Below are 16455 nucleotides of genomic sequence, written 5' to 3'. Positions count from 1 at the left end.
GGCGGGCACGCCGCGTCTGTGATGCGTGGCGCTTGCAGTTGAAATATACACCGCGCAAGGCTCGGTGGTCTCGTGAAATCCCTTTTCCATGAGCGGCTATATCCGTAAACCCCGGGTAACGCCCAGGCCACGGGCTTTCCTTCAGATATTTGTATCTCTTGTGAGCATTTCGCTCGCAAAGCCAGCCCGATGTGCGAAACTTCGAGTCGCACGACGGGAGCGGCCGTCGGCACGGCCCTTCGGGGACGGTCCGCACGCGGGCCGTGCGCTGCCCGGAAAGGAGTTGCGGCTGGAGTGGACAGTGAACCGGTCACGGTGACTGCCGCATATCGGGTGGACCCCGGCCAGGAGAGCGAGTTCTATGCCTGGGCCATCGCGATGCTGAATGTCACGGCCCGCCTTCCGGGATATCTGGGGGGCGGTGTGCTGGGCTCCGGGCGGGGCAGCGCGGAGTGGCATGTCATCTACCGATTCGACAGAGAAGAATCCGCCCAGGCCTGGGAGTACTCGCTCGAGCGCGCCCGTTGGGCGACCCGGGCAGGGTCCTTCGTACAGGAGACCGGGGTGCAGCGCACGGCCGGTCTGCAAAACTGGTTCGAAGGGCCGGTACGGCCACTGCCCCCGCCCCCCAAATGGAAACTCTGGCTGGTGAATTTGAGTGCGGTTTTCCCTCCCGTCCTCATTTTCAATGTGCTGGTGATCCCGTTTCTGGGAGATACTAATTTCCTGCTGCGGACCCTCGCTCTCTGTCTTGGCGTGACCGCGATGGTGACCTGGCTTGTCATGCCGCGCCTGCAAATGCTCTTGAAGAAGTGGCTCTACCCGCCGCTTCAGTCGATTCGGGGGCGCCACAAGCGGATGGCGGCGAACGGCCCGCGTTCGCGCCGGTAAAGCACGCGAACCACGCGGGTCCTGGCCGAGGCGATCGACCCGGCCGGTTGTAAAGCGAGGAGGCAATACAGATGGACGCGCTGAAGACGCTCCTGATCGACCATCACGACTCGTATACCTACAACCTTTTCCAGCTGCTGACGGAGGTCAATGGCGAGGAGCCGGTGGTGGTCCTCCACGACACGCCCGAGTGCCTGGATCCGGACCTGTTGGACCTGTCGGAGTTTGACAACATCGTGGTGTCACCCGGCCCCGGCCACCCGGCCGACCCGCGTGACTTCGGCGCCACCGCCCAGGTGATCGAGCGGTCCCCCATACCGGTCCTGGGGGTGTGTCTGGGCCACCAGGGCATCGCACTCGGCGCCCAGGCCCGGGTGGTGCCCGCCCCCGAGCCCCGCCACGGACATCTCTCCCGGATCCGGCACGGCGAGCGCGGGCTGTTCCGCGGACTCCCCCAGGACTTCACCGCCGTCCGCTACCACTCGCTGTGCGTGGCGGAACCGCTGCCTCTGCCCCTACAGGCCATCGCCTGGTCCGAGGACGGCGTGCTGATGGGGCTGCGGCACCGCAGCCGGCCGCTGTGGGGGGTGCAGTTCCATCCGGAGTCCGTCCTCACCGGATACGGCCACCGGATCCTGGCCAACTTCCGCGATCTGACCCTCGAATACGCGGCGATGACCTCGGACGAGTCGTCCTCGCCCCGGCGTGCGGCGGCCCGCCCCGCGGCCGGCCCGGTGAAACACCCGAAGCTCTCACACAGTGCTGCCACCGCTGACACGGCGGCGGCCGCGGCCACTGCCGCGCCGGCGAAGCAGGAAGCGGTTGCCGAGGACGGCGTCGGCTACCGGCTGCACTCCCGGTGGCTCGCCGTCCCGATCGACACGGAAGCGGCCTTCACCCGCCTGTACGCGGACGCGCCGCGCGCGTTCTGGCTGGACAGCGCGCGGACGCGGTCCGGTGAGGCGCGCTTCTCCTTCCTGGGCGACGGCCGGGGGCCGCTGGCCGAGTTCGTCCGCTACGACGTGAGCCGGGGCGAGTGCGAGGTCGAGCGCGCCGGGAGGCCCGTCACCCGGGTCCCCGGCAGCGTCTTCGACTACCTCAAGAGGGAGCTGGCCCGCCGCCGCGTCGACGCCCCGACCCTCCCGTTCGACTTCACCGGCGGCTACATCGGGTACTTCGGCTACGAACTCAAGGCCGACTGCGGCTCCGCCAACCGGCACGAGGCGAAGACCCCCGACGCCTGCTGGCTGTTCGCGGACCGGTTTCTGGCGGTCGACCACCAAGAGGGCGTCACCTACGTCCTGTGTCTGGCCAAGGACACTCCCGAGGGCCACCGGGAGGCCGCCGCCTGGCTGGACGACACCATCACCACGCTCACCGGCGTCCCGGTGGGCGGCGAGCTCGCCCCGCTCCCGCCCGCCCCGGCGGCCACCACGGCCGCCGTCGAGCCCTGGCTGGTGCGCGATCGCGAGCGGTACCTGGCCGACATCGAGGCCTGCCAGCGGGAACTGCGGGCAGGCAACAGCTACGAGATCTGTCTCACCGACTCGGCCTGGCTGCCCGCGCCGGACGACTCGTACGCCTTCTACCGCGCGCTGCGCCGCCTCAACCCCGCGCCGTATGCGGCCTTCCTGCGGTTCGGGGAGGCGGATGTGGCGTGTGCCTCCCCCGAGCGCTTTCTGCGCGTCAGTCCCGACAGAACGGCCGAGGCCAGGCCGATCAAGGGCACGGCGCCACGCGGCCGGAACGCCGACGAGGACGCCCGGGCCCGGGCCACCCTGGCCACCAGCCCGAAGACCCGCGCAGAGAACCTGATGATCGTCGACCTGCTCCGCAACGACCTGGGCCGCGTCTGCACACCGGGGACCGTACGCGTCCCCGACCTGATGCACACCGAGACCTACGCCACCGTGCACCAACTGGTGTCCACCGTGCGCGGCCGGCTCCACGAGGACAGGGACGCCGTCGACTGCATACGGGCCTGCTTCCCCGGCGGCTCCATGACGGGCGCGCCCAAGGCGCGGACCCTGGAGATCATCGACACGCTGGAGACCGAGGCGCGCGGCGTCTATTCCGGGGCGCTCGGCTTCCTCAGCTGCAACGGCGCGGCGGACCTCAACATCGTCATCCGCACCGCCGTGTTCACCGACGGCCGGATGCACATCGGCGCGGGCGGGGCCATCGTCCTGGCGTCCGACCCGGAGGAGGAGTACCAGGAGATGCTGCTGAAGACGGCCGCGACGATGCGCGCCTACCACTCCGTCGGCGACCTGCGGCCCGCGGAACCCTCAGAACCCGCGGCCGCGCTGGTGAGCGCCTCCGCGCCCGCCGAGGAGGCGGACCGGTGACCGCCGCACCCGCGCCGGCCAATCTGGCCGAACACCTCGCGGTGCGTGCCGAACGGGAGGGGTGGTCGGCCCGGCCCGCCTTTGTGGAGGGCCACCGCGTGTGGACCCACGGCGAGATCCACGACCTGGCCGCGCGCGTCGCCACCGTACTGGCGCGGCGGGGGGTGACGGCGGGCGACCGGATCCTGATCGCCCTGCCCGACGGGGTCCCCTGGGTGAGCGCGTTCCTCGCCACGGCGCGCCTGGGTGGGATCGCGGTGCTGGTCAACCCCGCGCTCACCGCGGACGAGCACCGCTTCATGGCCGAGAACTCCAAGGCCGTGCTCTGTGTCTCCGGGCCCGGCATCGAGGACCACTTCGAGGCGGACCGCTGGCTGGGGGCGGACCAGTTGTCGGCGCTGGCCTGCACCGCTCCCCCGGCCACCGCCGCGGAGCCGGTGACCGCCCGCGCCCCGCTGTACATCCAGTACACCTCCGGGACCACCGGCCGGCCCAAGGGGGTGGTGCACTGCCACGGCGACCCGGCGGCCTATTGGGAGCTGGTCGGAAAGGACGTCCTGGACATCGGCCCGCAGGACGTGGCGTTCTCCGTGTCCAGGCTGTTCTACGCCTATGGCTTCGGCAACGCCTTTGTCTTCCCCCTCTTCTCGGGGTCGTCCGCGGTGTTGACCTCCAGCCGCCCCGGCCCGTCCCTGACGGACGACGTCATCGCCCGGCACCGGGTGAGCGTGCTGTACTCCGTGCCGTCCGCGTACGCGGCGCTGGTGGACGAGCGCGGCGCCGGGCACGCGGCCTGCTTCTCCTCCGTGCGCGCGGCCATCAGCGCCGGCGAGGGGCTGCCCGCCGCGCTGGGGGAACGGGTGGGCGAGCTGCTCGGGGCGCCGGTCCTGGAGCAGATCGGCTCCACCGAGGCCGGGCACGCCTTCTGCGCCAACTCGGTGTGGGCCAACTCTCCGGGCACCGTGGGCCTTCCGGTGCCCCGTTTCGAGCTGGAGCTGCGGGACGGCACCGGCGCCGTCGTGCCGGACGGCGCGGAGGGAGAGCTGTGGGTGCGCGGCCCGACGGTGACCCCCGGCTATCTGGGGCTGCCGGAGGAGTCCAGGGCCAGGCTGGTCGGCGGATGGCTGGGCACCCGGGACCGGGCCCGCCGCGAGCCGGATGGCACCTACCGGCATCTGGGGCGGGTGGACGACCTGGAGATGGTCGGCGGGATCACCGTCTCGCCGCTGGAGGTCGAGAATGTGCTGCGGCGCCATCCGTCGGTGCGGGAGGTCGCGGTGGCCGCCGTGCCCGACGACCGGGGGGCCACCCGGCTGCACGCGTTCGTGGTCCCGGCCGCGCCCGCGGGGGAAGGCTCCGGGATCGACGGGCGGGCGCTCAGCGCGGATCTGATCGCCCTGGCCCGGCGGCAGCTCGCCTCCTTCAAAACCCCCAGGGCGGTGCATCTGGTGCCCTCCCTGCCCCGGACGCCGTCGGGCAAGCTGCGCCGCCATGTGGTGCGGCAGGGGGCCTGGTGAACGGCGGGCGCCCCGCGGCGGGTCCCGCTTTCGTGACGCACATCGAGCACGTAAGGAACCGGATATGTTGCGACAGCTGATGCCCGAGCACGGGTTCTATATCGGGCTGATGTTCCGGGAGGCCGCGGCCCGGCACGGCAATGTGCCGGTGACCTTGGACCGCCCGCTGGACATCGCCCCGGACGCCGGTACGGAGCTGGGCTACGCCGAACTCGCGGATCTGGTCGACGACCTGGCCGGACGGCTGTGGGCGGCCGGTGTGCGGCCGAGCGAGCACGTGGCCATCCACAAGTCGGACAACGTCGACATCGCGCTGCTGGCCTGCGCGGCCTCCCGGATCGGCGCGGTGCCGGCCCTGTTGTCGCCGTCGCTGGACGGGGCGGTCACCGGGGTGCTGCTGGACCGGCTGCACGCGCCCTGGCTGCTCACCGACCGCGCGACGCTGAAGGGCGCCCTGAGCGGGCTGGACACGGGGCTGGCGCGCGGTGTCCTCACGGTGGACGGCGCACCCGACACGCCGGGGCACGCCGTCGCGCTGGCGAGGTATGACGGGGCGCCGCGGCGTCCCGCCGTACGGCTCCACCCCAGGGAGCCCTCCCTGATCACCCACAGCTCGGGGACCACCGGGATCCCGAAGCTGGCGGTGCACTGCCCGTACGCCATGTGGAACCGGCTGGTGCCGCAGAAGGCGCTGGGCCGGCCGACCCGTGGCGAGCCCGCCGCGCTCCACATGTCGTATGTGCACTCCCGCTTCTACCATCTGCTGGGCGTGCTGTTGCACTTCGGCAGCCCGCTGCTACTGCTCGTCGACCCCGACCCGGCCCACGCCGGCCCGCTGCTGGCGGCGCACCGCCCCGGCATCGTCGAGACCCATCCCAACACCTTTGTGCTGTGGGAGGACCTGGCCACCGCCCCCGGCGCGCCGCTGTCCAACGTCCGCGCCTACGGCTCCACCTTCGACGCGATCCATCCGCGCACCGTCCGGCGGCTGCTGGGCGCGTCCCGGCGCCGCGCGCCGCACCTGGTGCAGCTGTACGGGCAGAGCGAGACGGGCCCGGTGGTCTTCCGCCGGCACAGCCGCGGGGGCACGGCACGGCCGGGCGGGCGGCGGGTAGAGCTGGGTGGGCGGCGGGTAGAGCTGGGCGGGCGGCGGGTGGACAAAGACGGGCGGCGGGTCGGCAACGCGATCCCCGGGTTCACCCGGATCCGGGTGGTGGACGAGCAGGGCAGGAAGTGTCCGCCCGGCACGCCCGGGGCCATCGAGGCCCGCACCCGCGGCCGTATCCTCACCTACCTCGGCGCGCCCGAGCTGTACGCCCGGCAGGTGGACCGGGGCTGGTGGCGGATGGGCGACATGGGCTACCAGGACCGGTGGGGCGGGCTGTATCTGATCGACCGGGAAGTCGATCAGATCCCCGCGCTCGACAGCAGCCTGGAGATCGAGGACGCGCTGCTGTCGCGGCTGGGCGAGCTGCGCGAGGTGGTCATCGTGCCCGGGCCGGACGAGCGGCCCGTGCCCCTGGTGTGCACGCGCGGGGACAAGGCGCTGGAGGACGGCAGGTGGCGGCGGGCCACCGCGGACCTGCCGGGGCTGTCCGCACCGGTGCACTGCCGGTTCCAGGACCTGCCCCGGACCGGCACCTGGAAGATCAAGCGCCTGGAGATTGCCCGGCTGCTCGCCTGTGGCGAGTTGCCCACGCTCTCCCCGGCGCGGGCCGGGAGCTGAGGTGGCCGAGGGGCGGCGGCCGGTCCTGGTGGTGGGCGCCGGGCCGGTGGGGATGACGGCCGCGCTGGCCCTCACCGCCCGGGGAGTGCCGGTCACCGTGCTGGAGGCCGGGCCGCGGGGGCGGGTGCGGCCCGGCAGCCGGGCGCTGTTCGTCCACCGGCAGTCGCTGCGGCTGCTGGAGCGGGCGCGGCCCGGACTGGGCGCGCGCATCGCGGCGTACGGGACGACGTGGCGCACCCGGCGCACGCTCTACCGCGGCCGCGAGGTGTACGCCCGAACCGCCGCGCCCGCCACCCCGGCCACCGGCGGCGAAGAGCTGCCCGCGTTCACCAGCCTCCGCCAGGTGGACACCGAGCGGTTCCTGTACGAGGCGTGTCTGTCGGCGGGCGTGGAGTTCTGCTGGGACGCGGAGGTGAGTGGCGCCCGGGTGGCCGGGAGCGAGGTGGCGGTGGCCGCGGCCGACGGCCGGACCTGGACGTCAAGCCATGTGGTGGCGGCCGACGGGGCGCGGTCCGCGGTGCGCCGGGCGCTGGACATCCCGCTGGAGGGCGACCGGTCCGAGGGATACCACGTGGTCGTGGACGTGGCGGAGCCGGGCGACGACCGGCTGCCGGTGGAGCGGGTCTTCCACTACGAGCATCCGGGCACCGGCGGCCGCAGTGTGCTGCGCGTGCCGTTCACCGGCGGCTTCCAGGTGGATCTGCAGTGTCACGCCGACGACCCGCCGGAGTCCTACGGCAGCGAGGAGGCGGTGCGCCGGTGGCTGCCCCCGCTGGTCGGCGAGCGGTACGGGGACACGGTCCTGTGGGTGTCGCGGTATCACTTCCTGCGCAAGGTGGCCGCGTCGTTCACGGACCCGGGAGGGAGGGTGCTGCTGGTCGGAGAGGCGGCGCACCTGTTCCCGCCCTTCGGGGCGCGGGGGATGAACAGCGGGATGGCGGACGCGGTGGCGGCGGCCGAGGCGGTGGCGGTGGCATGCCGCGATCCGTCGCGGGCGACGGCGGCGGTCGGCGAGTTCGCCGCGGTGCGCCGCGCCGCGGCGGTGTTCAACAGCGCGGCCGCCGGGGCGGCGCTGGCGCATCTGCGGCCCCGGCGCTGGGGGCGGGTCAGACAGCGCACGGCGGCGACGCTGGCCCCCGTGGTGCCCCGGTGCGGGGCGTGGCTGGAGCATGCGCCCTATGGGCCGCGCCATGGACCGCCGGGGGCCTCGCCCGGCAGCCCCTCGCCGGGTAGATACTGAACCCGGCTCGGACATGAAGGAGCACGTGAGGATGGAGATGGCCGCGGTGTGGCAGGTCGGCCAGGACGTGGGAAGGGAGCCGGACATCCGTGCGCTGATGTGGTGCGAGGACCGTGGTCTGACGCCGTGCCGGCCGGTCCCGGACACCGCGCTGCTGGCGGCCGATTCCTGGCTGGTCGACGAGGGGCGGGTGCGTGGCCTGGACCGGCATCGCCGCCGGTTCGTCGCGGCCTGCGCGGAGGCGACGGGCGACTCTCCGGCGCGGATCGAGAGGTTCTGGCGGGAGTCGGTCGACATGCTGCCGCGCGCCGGTGCGTGGTTCCCGCGGGTGGAACTCGCCGGTCCGGAACCGGCCCGGCTGTTTCTGCGGATACGGCCCGCGCCGCCGCGCACCGAGAGCGTGGCCGTGTGGGTGGGCGAGGAGGCCGACCCGCGGGTCCTTCCCCGCCGTAAGGGGCCCGATCTGTCCCTCCTGGCCGAGCTGCGCGGGCGGGCCACCGAGCGGGGGGCACAGGAGCTGATGCTCACCACTCCGGACGGGCTGGTGCTGGAGGGGACGACGGCGAATGTCCTGTGGTGGGAGGGCGACGTCCTGTGTCTTCCCTCCCCCGAGCTGCCGGTGCTCGCGGGCGTGACGTCGGCCCTGATCGAGGAGCGCGCCGTGCGGCTGGGCGTGCCGGTGGAGCACCGCCGGCCCACCGCGGCGGACCTGGACGGCCGCGAGGTGTGGTTCGTCAACGCCCTGCACGGCATCCGGCCGGTGACCGAATGGCTCGGCAGCCCGCTGCGCGCGGGGCCGGCCCGGCGCGCGGCCTCCTGGCAGACCTGGCTCGACACGGCAGCGGAACCACTGAACGAGACGAATGGAGTTTCCCGATGACCATGGCTCCCGGTACCTCACCGACTCCCCGGATGAAGCTGAAGCAGCTGACGCCCAAGGTCTCGGCGGCGATGGGCGAACTGCACGCGGCGGCGGCCCTGGCGGCCTCCGAGGCGGGGGTCGAGCCCGAGCTGCTGGAGCTGATCAGGATCCGCGCGTCGCAGCTCAACGGCTGCGCCTTCTGCCTGGACCTGCACACCAAGGACGCCCGCGCCCACGGCGAGAGCGACCAGCGGCTCCACACGCTGAGCGCCTGGCGGGAGACGCCGTTCTTCACCGACCGGGAGCGGGCCGCCCTCGCGCTGGCCGAGGCGGTCACCTCGGTTCAGGACGGACATGTGCCCGATGACGTCTACCGGGCCGCACGCGAGGTGTGGGACGAGCCGCAGGTGGCGGCGATCATCTGGGCCGCCGTCGTCATCAACGCGTACAACCGCATCGCGATCAGCACCCGGATGATCCCGGGCTAGGTCTCACCGGCGGCGTCGCGCCCGCGGGGGAAAACCAGGTGCGGGCGCGGCGCGGGAGCTGCGAGGCTGCCGCGGTGAATCGTGAACTGATCTCCAGACTCGCCCACGCCGACCATCCGATAGCCGCCCCGATCGGCGACGACGCGGTGCGCCGGCTGCTCGAAGCGGGTCTGCCGCGCGGCGACGAACGGGTACTCGACCTCGGCTGCGGCGGCGGGGAGTGGTTGCTGCGCGCCTTGGCCGCGTATCCCGGGGTGCGGGCCGAGGGCGTGGACATCTCCGAGCGCGCCCTGGCGGACGCCCGGGCGGCGGCCGAGGACCTCGGGGCCTCGGACCGGCTCGCCCTCCACCACCGGGACGCCGACGGGTTCTCCTCCCCGCACCCCTTCGACCTGGTGGTCAGCGTCGGGGCCGCCCATGCCTTCGGCGGCCTGCTCCCCACCCTCGCGGCGGCGCGCCGTCGGCTGGCCCCCGGCGGGCGCGTCCTGGTCGGTGACGGGTTCTGGGAGCGTGAGCCGTCCCCGGCGGCCGTCGAGATGCTGGGCGAGTTCGCCGACCTGGCGACCACTGTGGACCGGGTCGTCGCCGACGGGTGGACGCCCGTCCAGGGGCACGTCAGCACGCGTGAGGAACTGGACGCGTACGAATGGGCCTGGACGGGGTCGCTGGCTTCCTGGGCCCTGGACCACCCCGACGACCCCGGCCGCGCCGAGGCCCTCGACGCGGCCGCCACCCACCGCTCCCAATGGCTGCGCCACTACCGGGACTCCTTCGGCTTCGTCTTTCTGATCCTGCGCAGGACCGAGGCGTAGCGAAGCCCGCCCGCTCCGCCACGCCGCCGCCGATTGCCGTCATGGGGCGACGCGTCCCTGATTGAATCGCCCCATACAGGGACGATTCACATTCCGTGTCGGCCGCGCGGGACCGGGACGCAGGAGGCGGTGGCGCCCAGGTGAGCAGCACATCTCGCCCTCCGGACGGCCGACGCGCGCGGCGCGTGGTACGGGGCGGCCGCCCCGGCCGCCGGGCCCTGGGGGCGGTGGCCCGGGCCCGCGCCGCCGCCGCACCGGTCCGTGCCGCGGCCGGGCGGAGCGCGGAGGACCTCGTGCACCCCGGGCTGCGCCTCGCCGCCGCGTACGCGTGGCGGCTGCTGGTGGTCGGAGCGCTCATCTACGCGGCGTTCAAGGTGCTGGGGCGCTTCGAGCTGGTAGCGGTCGCGGTGTTCCTGGGGTTGGTGGTGACCGCGCTGCTGCGACCGCTGGCCGATCTGTTGGCGCGGCTGGTACCGCGGCCGCTCGCCGTGGCACTGGCCCTGGTCGGCAGCATCGCCGTGCTGCTCGGTCTGCTGGCGCTGGTGGGCAGCGTGGCGGCCGGCGAGGCGGGCAGGCTGGTCGGCGAGTTCCGCGGCGGGGTGGGCCGGATCAGCCGCTGGCTGGAGCAGCCGCCGTTCCGGGTCAGGCGCAGCACGCTTCAAGGGCTGCACGAACGGATCGGCACCTTCATCTCGACCCACCGGTCGGCGCTGATCAGCCGGGCGCTCAGCGGCGCCAACCGGGTCGTGGAGGCCCTCACCGGCACGGCCCTGGCGCTGTTCTGCTCGGTGTTCTTCATGTACGGCGGCGACCGGATGTGGCTGTGGTTCCACGCCCAACTGCCCGAGACCGCCCGGTCGGCGTGGGACCGGGCGGCCCGGGCGGCGTGGTCCACGTTCGCGGGCTATACGCGCGGCATCATCATCGTGGCGGCCTCCAACGCGACGCTGGTGGGCATCGCCCTGTTCCTGCTACGGGTACCGCTGGCCCTGCCGCTGACGGTGCTGGTGTTCTTCGCCACCTTCATCCCGCTGGTCGGTGCGCCCATCGCGCTGGCCGTGGCGACCGTGGTGGCGCTGGCCGGGCGGGGCCCGGTCATCGCCGCCGCCGTGCTGGTGCTCATCGTCGTCATCGGCCAGATCGAAGGCCATGTGCTCCATCCGCTGGTGATGAGCTGGGCCGTGCAGCTGCACCCGGTGGTGGTCGCGATCTCGGTCATCGCCGGCAGCCTCGTCGCCGGGGTGGTCGGCGCGATCGTGGCCGTGCCGATGGTGTCGGTCGTCTGGTCCGTGGTGCGTACGCTGCGCGCCGGGCCCTGATGGCGGCTCAGCCCTGGGGTCGTGTCCCTGATCCCGTGGCCGAGGCACACGAAAGCCGAGCGGACCGCAGCCGAGTGGGACCGCAAGACGTGCGTGTGCGGGCGAGTTCACGGCGGGGAGAGAACTCCGGCTCCCCCGGTCGGGGGAAGGGGCCACTGGCTCTCGAGGGGGAGGCGGGCGGGGTGCGGTGGCCGCCATACTTGCGGCCGTGTGGAAAACGCCCGTGTGCAAGGCCCCTGTGTGGAGACCGATTCGCCCGCTGTTCTGCGCGGACACCGTGCGGGGCTGGGTGTACGCGCTGACCGGCTGGGCCTGGAGCCTGCCGCCGGCGGCGGTGGCGCTGGCCGTGGCGGCGGCGGTGGCTCGGTCGTGGCCGGTGGGGCTGCGGTGGGTGTGTTTCGGGGCGGTGTTCGCGGCGCTGCTCGCGGCCGGTGGCCTCCCGCGGGCGGCGCGGGCACGGTGGGTACGCCTGGCCAACCGGCTGCTGCGCACCGGCCTGCCCGCACCCGCCGCGCCGCCCGGGGCCGGGCGGCCGGACGCCGTGCGCACCTCGGCGTGGCTGGCGCTGCACACGGCGGTGGGCTGGGCGGTGGTGGCCGTGACGGGCCTGCTGGCGGCGGTGGCGGCGGCGCTGGCGGGTGTCTGGCTCGGCGGTGGCGACCGGATCGCTCTGCTGGGCCTGTCGGTGCGGGTGGCGGGCGGCTGGCGGGGCGGGTGGGCCCCGCTCGCGGTGGTGGGCTGCCTCGTGGCCGCGGGGTGGGTCTGCGCGGGCGCGGTGGCCGTGCTGCGGTCGTCGGCGCCGGCCCTGCTCGGCCCCCGGCCTGCCGAGCGGCTCGCCGCGCTCGAGGAGCAGACGCGCCTGCTGGCCGGGCGCAACCGGCTGGCCCAGGAGTTGCACGACTCCATCGGGCACACCCTCACAGCCGCCACCATCCAGGCCGCCGTGGCGGCGGAGTTGCTGGAGCGGGAGCCGGAGGCGGCCCGGCGCGCGCTCAGCAGCATCGAGGAGTCCTCCCGGAGCGCGATGGACGACCTGGACCATGTGCTCGGCGTGCTGCGGACGGGAAAGGCCGCGACGGCCCCGCAGCACACGCTCGGCGATCTGCACGCCCTGCTGGAGCGGGTGCGGCAGACCGGCACCGAGGTGCGCGCCGACATCAGCGGCGACTTGGCCCGGGTGCCGGCCACCGTGTCCCGGGAGGCCTACCGCATCGTCCAGGAGGGGCTGACCAACGCCCTGCGCCACGCCCACCGGGCGCCGGTGACGCTGCGCGTGGCGGTGACGGGCGACTGGCTGGAGACGGAGCTCACCAACCCGGTGGCGGGCGGCCGCGGCCTCGGCCTCACCCGGCCCGGGCGGCGAGGGCAGGGCCTGGCCGGGATCGGCGAACGGGTGCGGCTGCTGCGCGGCGAGGTCAGCGCCGGTCCGGTGGCGGGCGGCCGGTGGCGGCTGCTGGCCCGGATACCGCTAAGCGGTCTTGGGTAAGTCCGGGTGGGAGAAGGAGCGGGTCGAGGGGCAAGCATGGGCGTGCCCCGGGAGGAGAGCGCAGCGGCGCTGCGTGCGACGAGCGGGGTGCGGCCAGGCGCCGCCCATCGGCACGCGACGCCGCCCGGACTTACCCGAGACCGCTTAAGGTCGGCGCCATGACCACCACGCCCGTGACCGTGCTCATCGCCGACGACGAGGAACTCACCCGCACCGGACTGCGGGCCCTGCTGTCGGCCAAGCCGGACCTGGAGGTGGTGGGTGAGGCGGCGGACGGCGGCGAGGTGCTGCCCCTGGTCCGGCGGACCCGGCCGGATGTGGTGCTGATGGATGTGCGGATGCCCGGGATGGACGGCATCGAGGCGACCCGGCAACTGCGGTCGGCCCTGGAGGACCCGCCGAAGGTCGTGGTGATCACGACCTTCGAGAGCGACGAACACGTCTATGACGCGCTGCGGGCGGGCGCCGACGGCTTCATCCTCAAGCGGACGCCGTCGCAGGCGATCGCGCACGCCATACGGCTGGTGGCCACGGGCGACTCGGCGCTCTTCCCCGACGCCGTCCGCAGGCTGGTGGCGGCCCGCCCCCTGCCCCCGGCCGTCCCTGCCCCCGGCCACACCCCGCTGACCGCCCGTGAGACCGAGATCCTCAGGCTCATGGCGACCGGCCTGTCGAACCCGGACATCGCGAGTTGCCTGACGGTCAGTCTGGAAACCGTCAAGACCCATGTGAGCAACCTGCTGACCAAGCTGGGCGCCCAGAACCGCACCCAGGCCGTCATCCTGGCCTACGAGTCCGGCCTCGTCGTCCCCAGGGGCCGATGAGCCGCAGGGGCCGATCAGCCGCTGAGGGCCCGGCTGAAGTACGTGGGGCCGTATGACACTTGAGGGAAACCCCTAGGAGATCCCCTCAAGCCTGAAGTCACCACCTCCATTGGTATGGACTTATTGCCTCCGCTCGCTCTAGGCTCCTCCGCGATCGGCCATGAGAGCGCTCTCAGGTCTCCCCTGTTCTGCCCTTGTTTCGCAGCGCAACAGAAGGAGAACTGCCATGCGACGCACGACCGCTGCCCGTGTCGGCCTGTCCGCCTTGCTCGTCCTCGGCACCCTGACGGGCGCCGGTGCCGCGCTCTCCACCGCCACGGCGGCCCCCGGCCCCGACTCGTCGGCGCCGTCCGCGAAGCTCGTCAGCGCCCTCGGCCGCGACCTGGGCCTGACGGAGGGACAGGCGAAGACCCGCCTGCGCCAGGAGTTGGCGGCCATGAAGCTGGCGCCGAAGGCCGAGCGCGCCGCGGGGAAGTCGTTCGGCGGTTCCTGGTTCGACGCGGACACCGGAGAGCTGGTCGTCGGCGTCACCGGCCGGCAGCAGGCCGCGGCGGTACGGGCGACCGGCGCCACCGCCCGGACCGTCCGGCACACCGCGAAGGAACTCGACGCGGCGAAGGCGAGACTCGACGAAAACGCCGGGAAGAAGGCCGCCCCGGCCGGGGTCGCCGGCTGGCACGTCGACCCGAAGGCGGGCCGTGTGGTGATCTCGGTCCGTCAGGGGACCGAGCGCGACGCCGCCGTGCGCACGTTCGTCGACGCGGCGAAGGACCAGGGCAAGCGGGCGGGCTCGGTCCCGGTCACGGTCGAGAAGGCCGCCGCGCAGGCGCCGACCACCTTCGCCGCGGGCACGGTCGGCGGCGACCCGTACTACACCGGCAACGTCCGCTGCTCCATCGGCTTCTCGGTGCAGGGCGGCTTCGTCACGGCCGGGCACTGCGGCCGGGCCGGCGCCTCCGTCAACGGCTGGGACGGCTCGTACGTCGGCAACTTCCAGGGCTCGTCCTTCCCCGGCAACGACTACGCGTATGTCAGCGTCGGCAGCGGCTGGTGGACCGTCCCGGTGGTGCTCGGCTGGGGCACGGTGCCGGACGCGCTGGTCCGCGGCTCCGCGGAGGCCCCGGTCGGCGCCTCGATCTGCCGCTCCGGGTCCACCACCCACTGGCACTGCGGCACGGTGCTGGCCAAGAACGAGACGGTGAACTACAGCCAGGGCGCGGTGCACCAGATGACCAAGACCAATGTGTGCGCCGAGGGGGGTGACTCGGGCGGTTCGTTCATCAGCGGCGACCAGGCCCAGGGCGTGACCTCCGGCGGCTGGGGCAACTGCAGCAGCGGCGGGGAGACCTGGTTCCAGCCGGTGAACGAGATCCTGTCGGTGTACGGCCTGCGGCTGCACACCGCCTGAGGCCCGAGCGCGCCGCGAGCGGCCGAAAGGCCGATGGAAGGCGGGAGAGAGGCGTGGGAGGCGGGCCTTGTCCGGCCCGCCTCCCGCTGCCGACTACCGGGTCACACCCGCACCACGTCCGCGATGTCCACGGGACCTCCGGTGGCGAAGGACTTGTTGGCCGCCAGGCCCGCGGCCAGGGCGAGCGCGCCGTCGACCTCGTTCGCCCGCAGCCCCGCCGCGTCGCCGGTGTCGGGCGCGGCGTCGGGGTCGGCGGATCCGTAGAGGGCGTCCAGCATTCGCGCGTCGCCGCCGCCGTGGCCGGCGTGGTCGAAGTCGGTGACGGCCACCTCGTGCGGGGGCTCCCACAGCGGGTGGACGGTGATGCGGTGGCCGCCCGCGTTGGCGAGCGCGGTGTCACCGTGGACCGCGCCCTTGGCGGAGGACACCCGGGCCCGGGGCGACTGCCACAGGCTCTCCTCGACCTGTAGTTCAAGGCGGCCGCGCGTCCCGTTGAACATCACCCGGTAGCCCTCCCACGGCGAGTAGGCGGTGAGGTGGTACGTCATGGTGGCGCCGGTGGAGTAGCGCACGAGGAGCGCCATGTCGTCCTCGATGCTGATGTCGTCACCGAAGACGTTGCGGTCGCGCAGATAGCCGTCCTCTCCCTCGGCCCGCAGATACAGGGAGCGCAGCGCCTCGTTGTCCTCCAGGTGGACGGCGAAGGGGTCGTCGGCCGCGGCCTGCGCCCCGTGGGCCCGGTCGTAGTCCCGCCGGTAGCCGGTGCGCTCCCCCGCCTCCCGGCCGTAGAAGGCGAGCCGCCCGTAGCCGAAGACCTGCTCGGGGCGGGCGCCGAGCCACCAGTTGACGAGGTCGAAGTGGTGGCTGGACTTGTGCACCATCAGGCCGCCGCTGTTGGCCTTCTCGCGGTGCCAGCGGCGGAAGTAGTCGGCGCCGTGGCGCACGTCGAGCAGCCACTCGAAGTGCACGGACAGCACATCGCCGATGGCGCCTTCGGCCAGGAGCCGGCGCACCCGCTCATGGACGGGGTTGAAGCGGTAGTTGAAGGCCACGGAGAGGCTGTTGCCCGTGCGGCCCACGGTCTCCAGGATGCGGGCGCAGCGCTCGGCGTCGACGGTCATGGGCTTCTCGGTGACGACGCGCGCGCCGTGTTCCAGGGCGGGGACGATGTAGTGGTCGTGGAGCGCGTCCACGGTGGTGACCAGCACCTCGTCGATGTCTTCGGTGCGCAGCAGCCGCTCGAAGTCCTCCGCCCCGTAGGCCGTGGCCGCCGGGCGGCCCGCGGCGGCGAGCAGGTCGTTGTGGTGGGCGATCCGCACCGGGTTGGGGTCGCACAGGGCGGCGACGTGCAGCTGCGGGCGGCGGGAGAAGGCTTCGGTGAAGGTCTGTGCTCGGTGGCCGGTGCCGACGATGGCGACGCGTCTGGCTGTGGTGGTGGCGGCCATGCGATTCCTCTCCCGCTGCTGGGCTGTTTGAAGCTGCACGGAAGAGTTGCATTCGTTTGCAGATGCGTCAATGGTCGTGGGTGAAGTGA

At 73.2% G+C, this 16455-nt stretch carries 13 protein-coding genes; 12 read left to right on the top strand and 1 reads right to left on the bottom strand.

From position 1 onward, the window contains the following. Positions 1-294 precede the first annotated feature (294 nt). The 12 genes from ACWY4P_RS52250 to ACWY4P_RS52195 all read left to right on the top strand — a co-directional run bounded on the left by ACWY4P_RS52250 (position 295) and on the right by ACWY4P_RS52195 (position 14921). Positions 295-891, top strand: a complete 597-nt coding sequence (locus ACWY4P_RS52250) for an antibiotic biosynthesis monooxygenase (RefSeq protein WP_456207860.1) — start codon at positions 295-297, stop codon at positions 889-891. Between the two features lie 71 nt (positions 892-962). Beyond that, entirely contained in the window at positions 963-3239 is a 2277-nt protein-coding gene (pabB, locus tag ACWY4P_RS52245) for an aminodeoxychorismate synthase component I (protein ID WP_456207859.1), read from the top strand. Further along, positions 3236-4756, top strand: a complete 1521-nt coding sequence (locus ACWY4P_RS52240) for an AMP-binding protein (RefSeq protein ID WP_456207858.1) — start codon at positions 3236-3238, stop codon at positions 4754-4756. Before pabB ends, ACWY4P_RS52240 begins: the two co-directional genes overlap by 4 nt. Before the next feature lie 64 nt (positions 4757-4820). Then, entirely contained in the window at positions 4821-6482 is a 1662-nt protein-coding gene (locus ACWY4P_RS52235; RefSeq protein WP_456207857.1) for a class I adenylate-forming enzyme family protein, read from the top strand. A gap of 52 nt (positions 6483-6534) precedes the next feature. Further along, complete coding sequence (locus ACWY4P_RS52230) at positions 6535-7722, top strand: FAD-dependent monooxygenase (RefSeq protein WP_456213338.1); 1188 nt, start codon at positions 6535-6537, stop codon at positions 7720-7722. A gap of 37 nt (positions 7723-7759) precedes the next feature. Continuing rightward, on the top strand, positions 7760-8602 hold the full coding sequence (locus ACWY4P_RS52225; RefSeq protein ID WP_456213337.1) for an aminotransferase class IV: 843 nt from the start codon (positions 7760-7762) through the stop codon (positions 8600-8602). Further along, positions 8599-9072 (top strand): carboxymuconolactone decarboxylase family protein, encoded by a 474-nt coding sequence (locus ACWY4P_RS52220; protein ID WP_456207856.1) that lies wholly within the window; start codon positions 8599-8601, stop codon positions 9070-9072. Before ACWY4P_RS52225 ends, ACWY4P_RS52220 begins: the two co-directional genes overlap by 4 nt. 74 nt (positions 9073-9146) lie before the next feature. Then, a complete protein-coding gene (locus tag ACWY4P_RS52215) occupies positions 9147-9884 on the top strand; it encodes an SAM-dependent methyltransferase (protein WP_456207855.1) in 738 nt (245 codons plus the stop codon). A 140-nt stretch (positions 9885-10024) separates the two neighbouring features. Beyond that, complete coding sequence (locus ACWY4P_RS52210) at positions 10025-11203, top strand: AI-2E family transporter (protein WP_456207854.1); 1179 nt, start codon at positions 10025-10027, stop codon at positions 11201-11203. A gap of 238 nt (positions 11204-11441) precedes the next feature. Beyond that, positions 11442-12689, top strand: a complete 1248-nt coding sequence (locus tag ACWY4P_RS52205) for a sensor histidine kinase (RefSeq protein WP_456207853.1) — start codon at positions 11442-11444, stop codon at positions 12687-12689. A gap of 158 nt (positions 12690-12847) precedes the next feature. Next, positions 12848-13513, top strand: a complete 666-nt coding sequence (locus tag ACWY4P_RS52200; protein WP_456207852.1) for a response regulator — start codon at positions 12848-12850, stop codon at positions 13511-13513. A 226-nt stretch (positions 13514-13739) separates the two neighbouring features. Further along, positions 13740-14921, top strand: a complete 1182-nt coding sequence (locus ACWY4P_RS52195; protein ID WP_456207851.1) for a S1 family peptidase — start codon at positions 13740-13742, stop codon at positions 14919-14921. A gap of 101 nt (positions 14922-15022) precedes the next feature. Here the strand turns inward: ACWY4P_RS52195 and ACWY4P_RS52190 are convergent, their stop codons facing one another. Beyond that, a complete protein-coding gene (locus tag ACWY4P_RS52190; RefSeq protein ID WP_456207850.1) occupies positions 15023-16366 on the bottom strand; it encodes a Gfo/Idh/MocA family protein in 1344 nt (447 codons plus the stop codon). Between the last annotated feature and the right edge of the window lie 89 nt (positions 16367-16455).

It is taken from the genome of Streptomyces sp. LZ34 (assembly GCF_053890475.1).
This window is presented reverse-complemented; position numbering and strand designations above follow the sequence as displayed.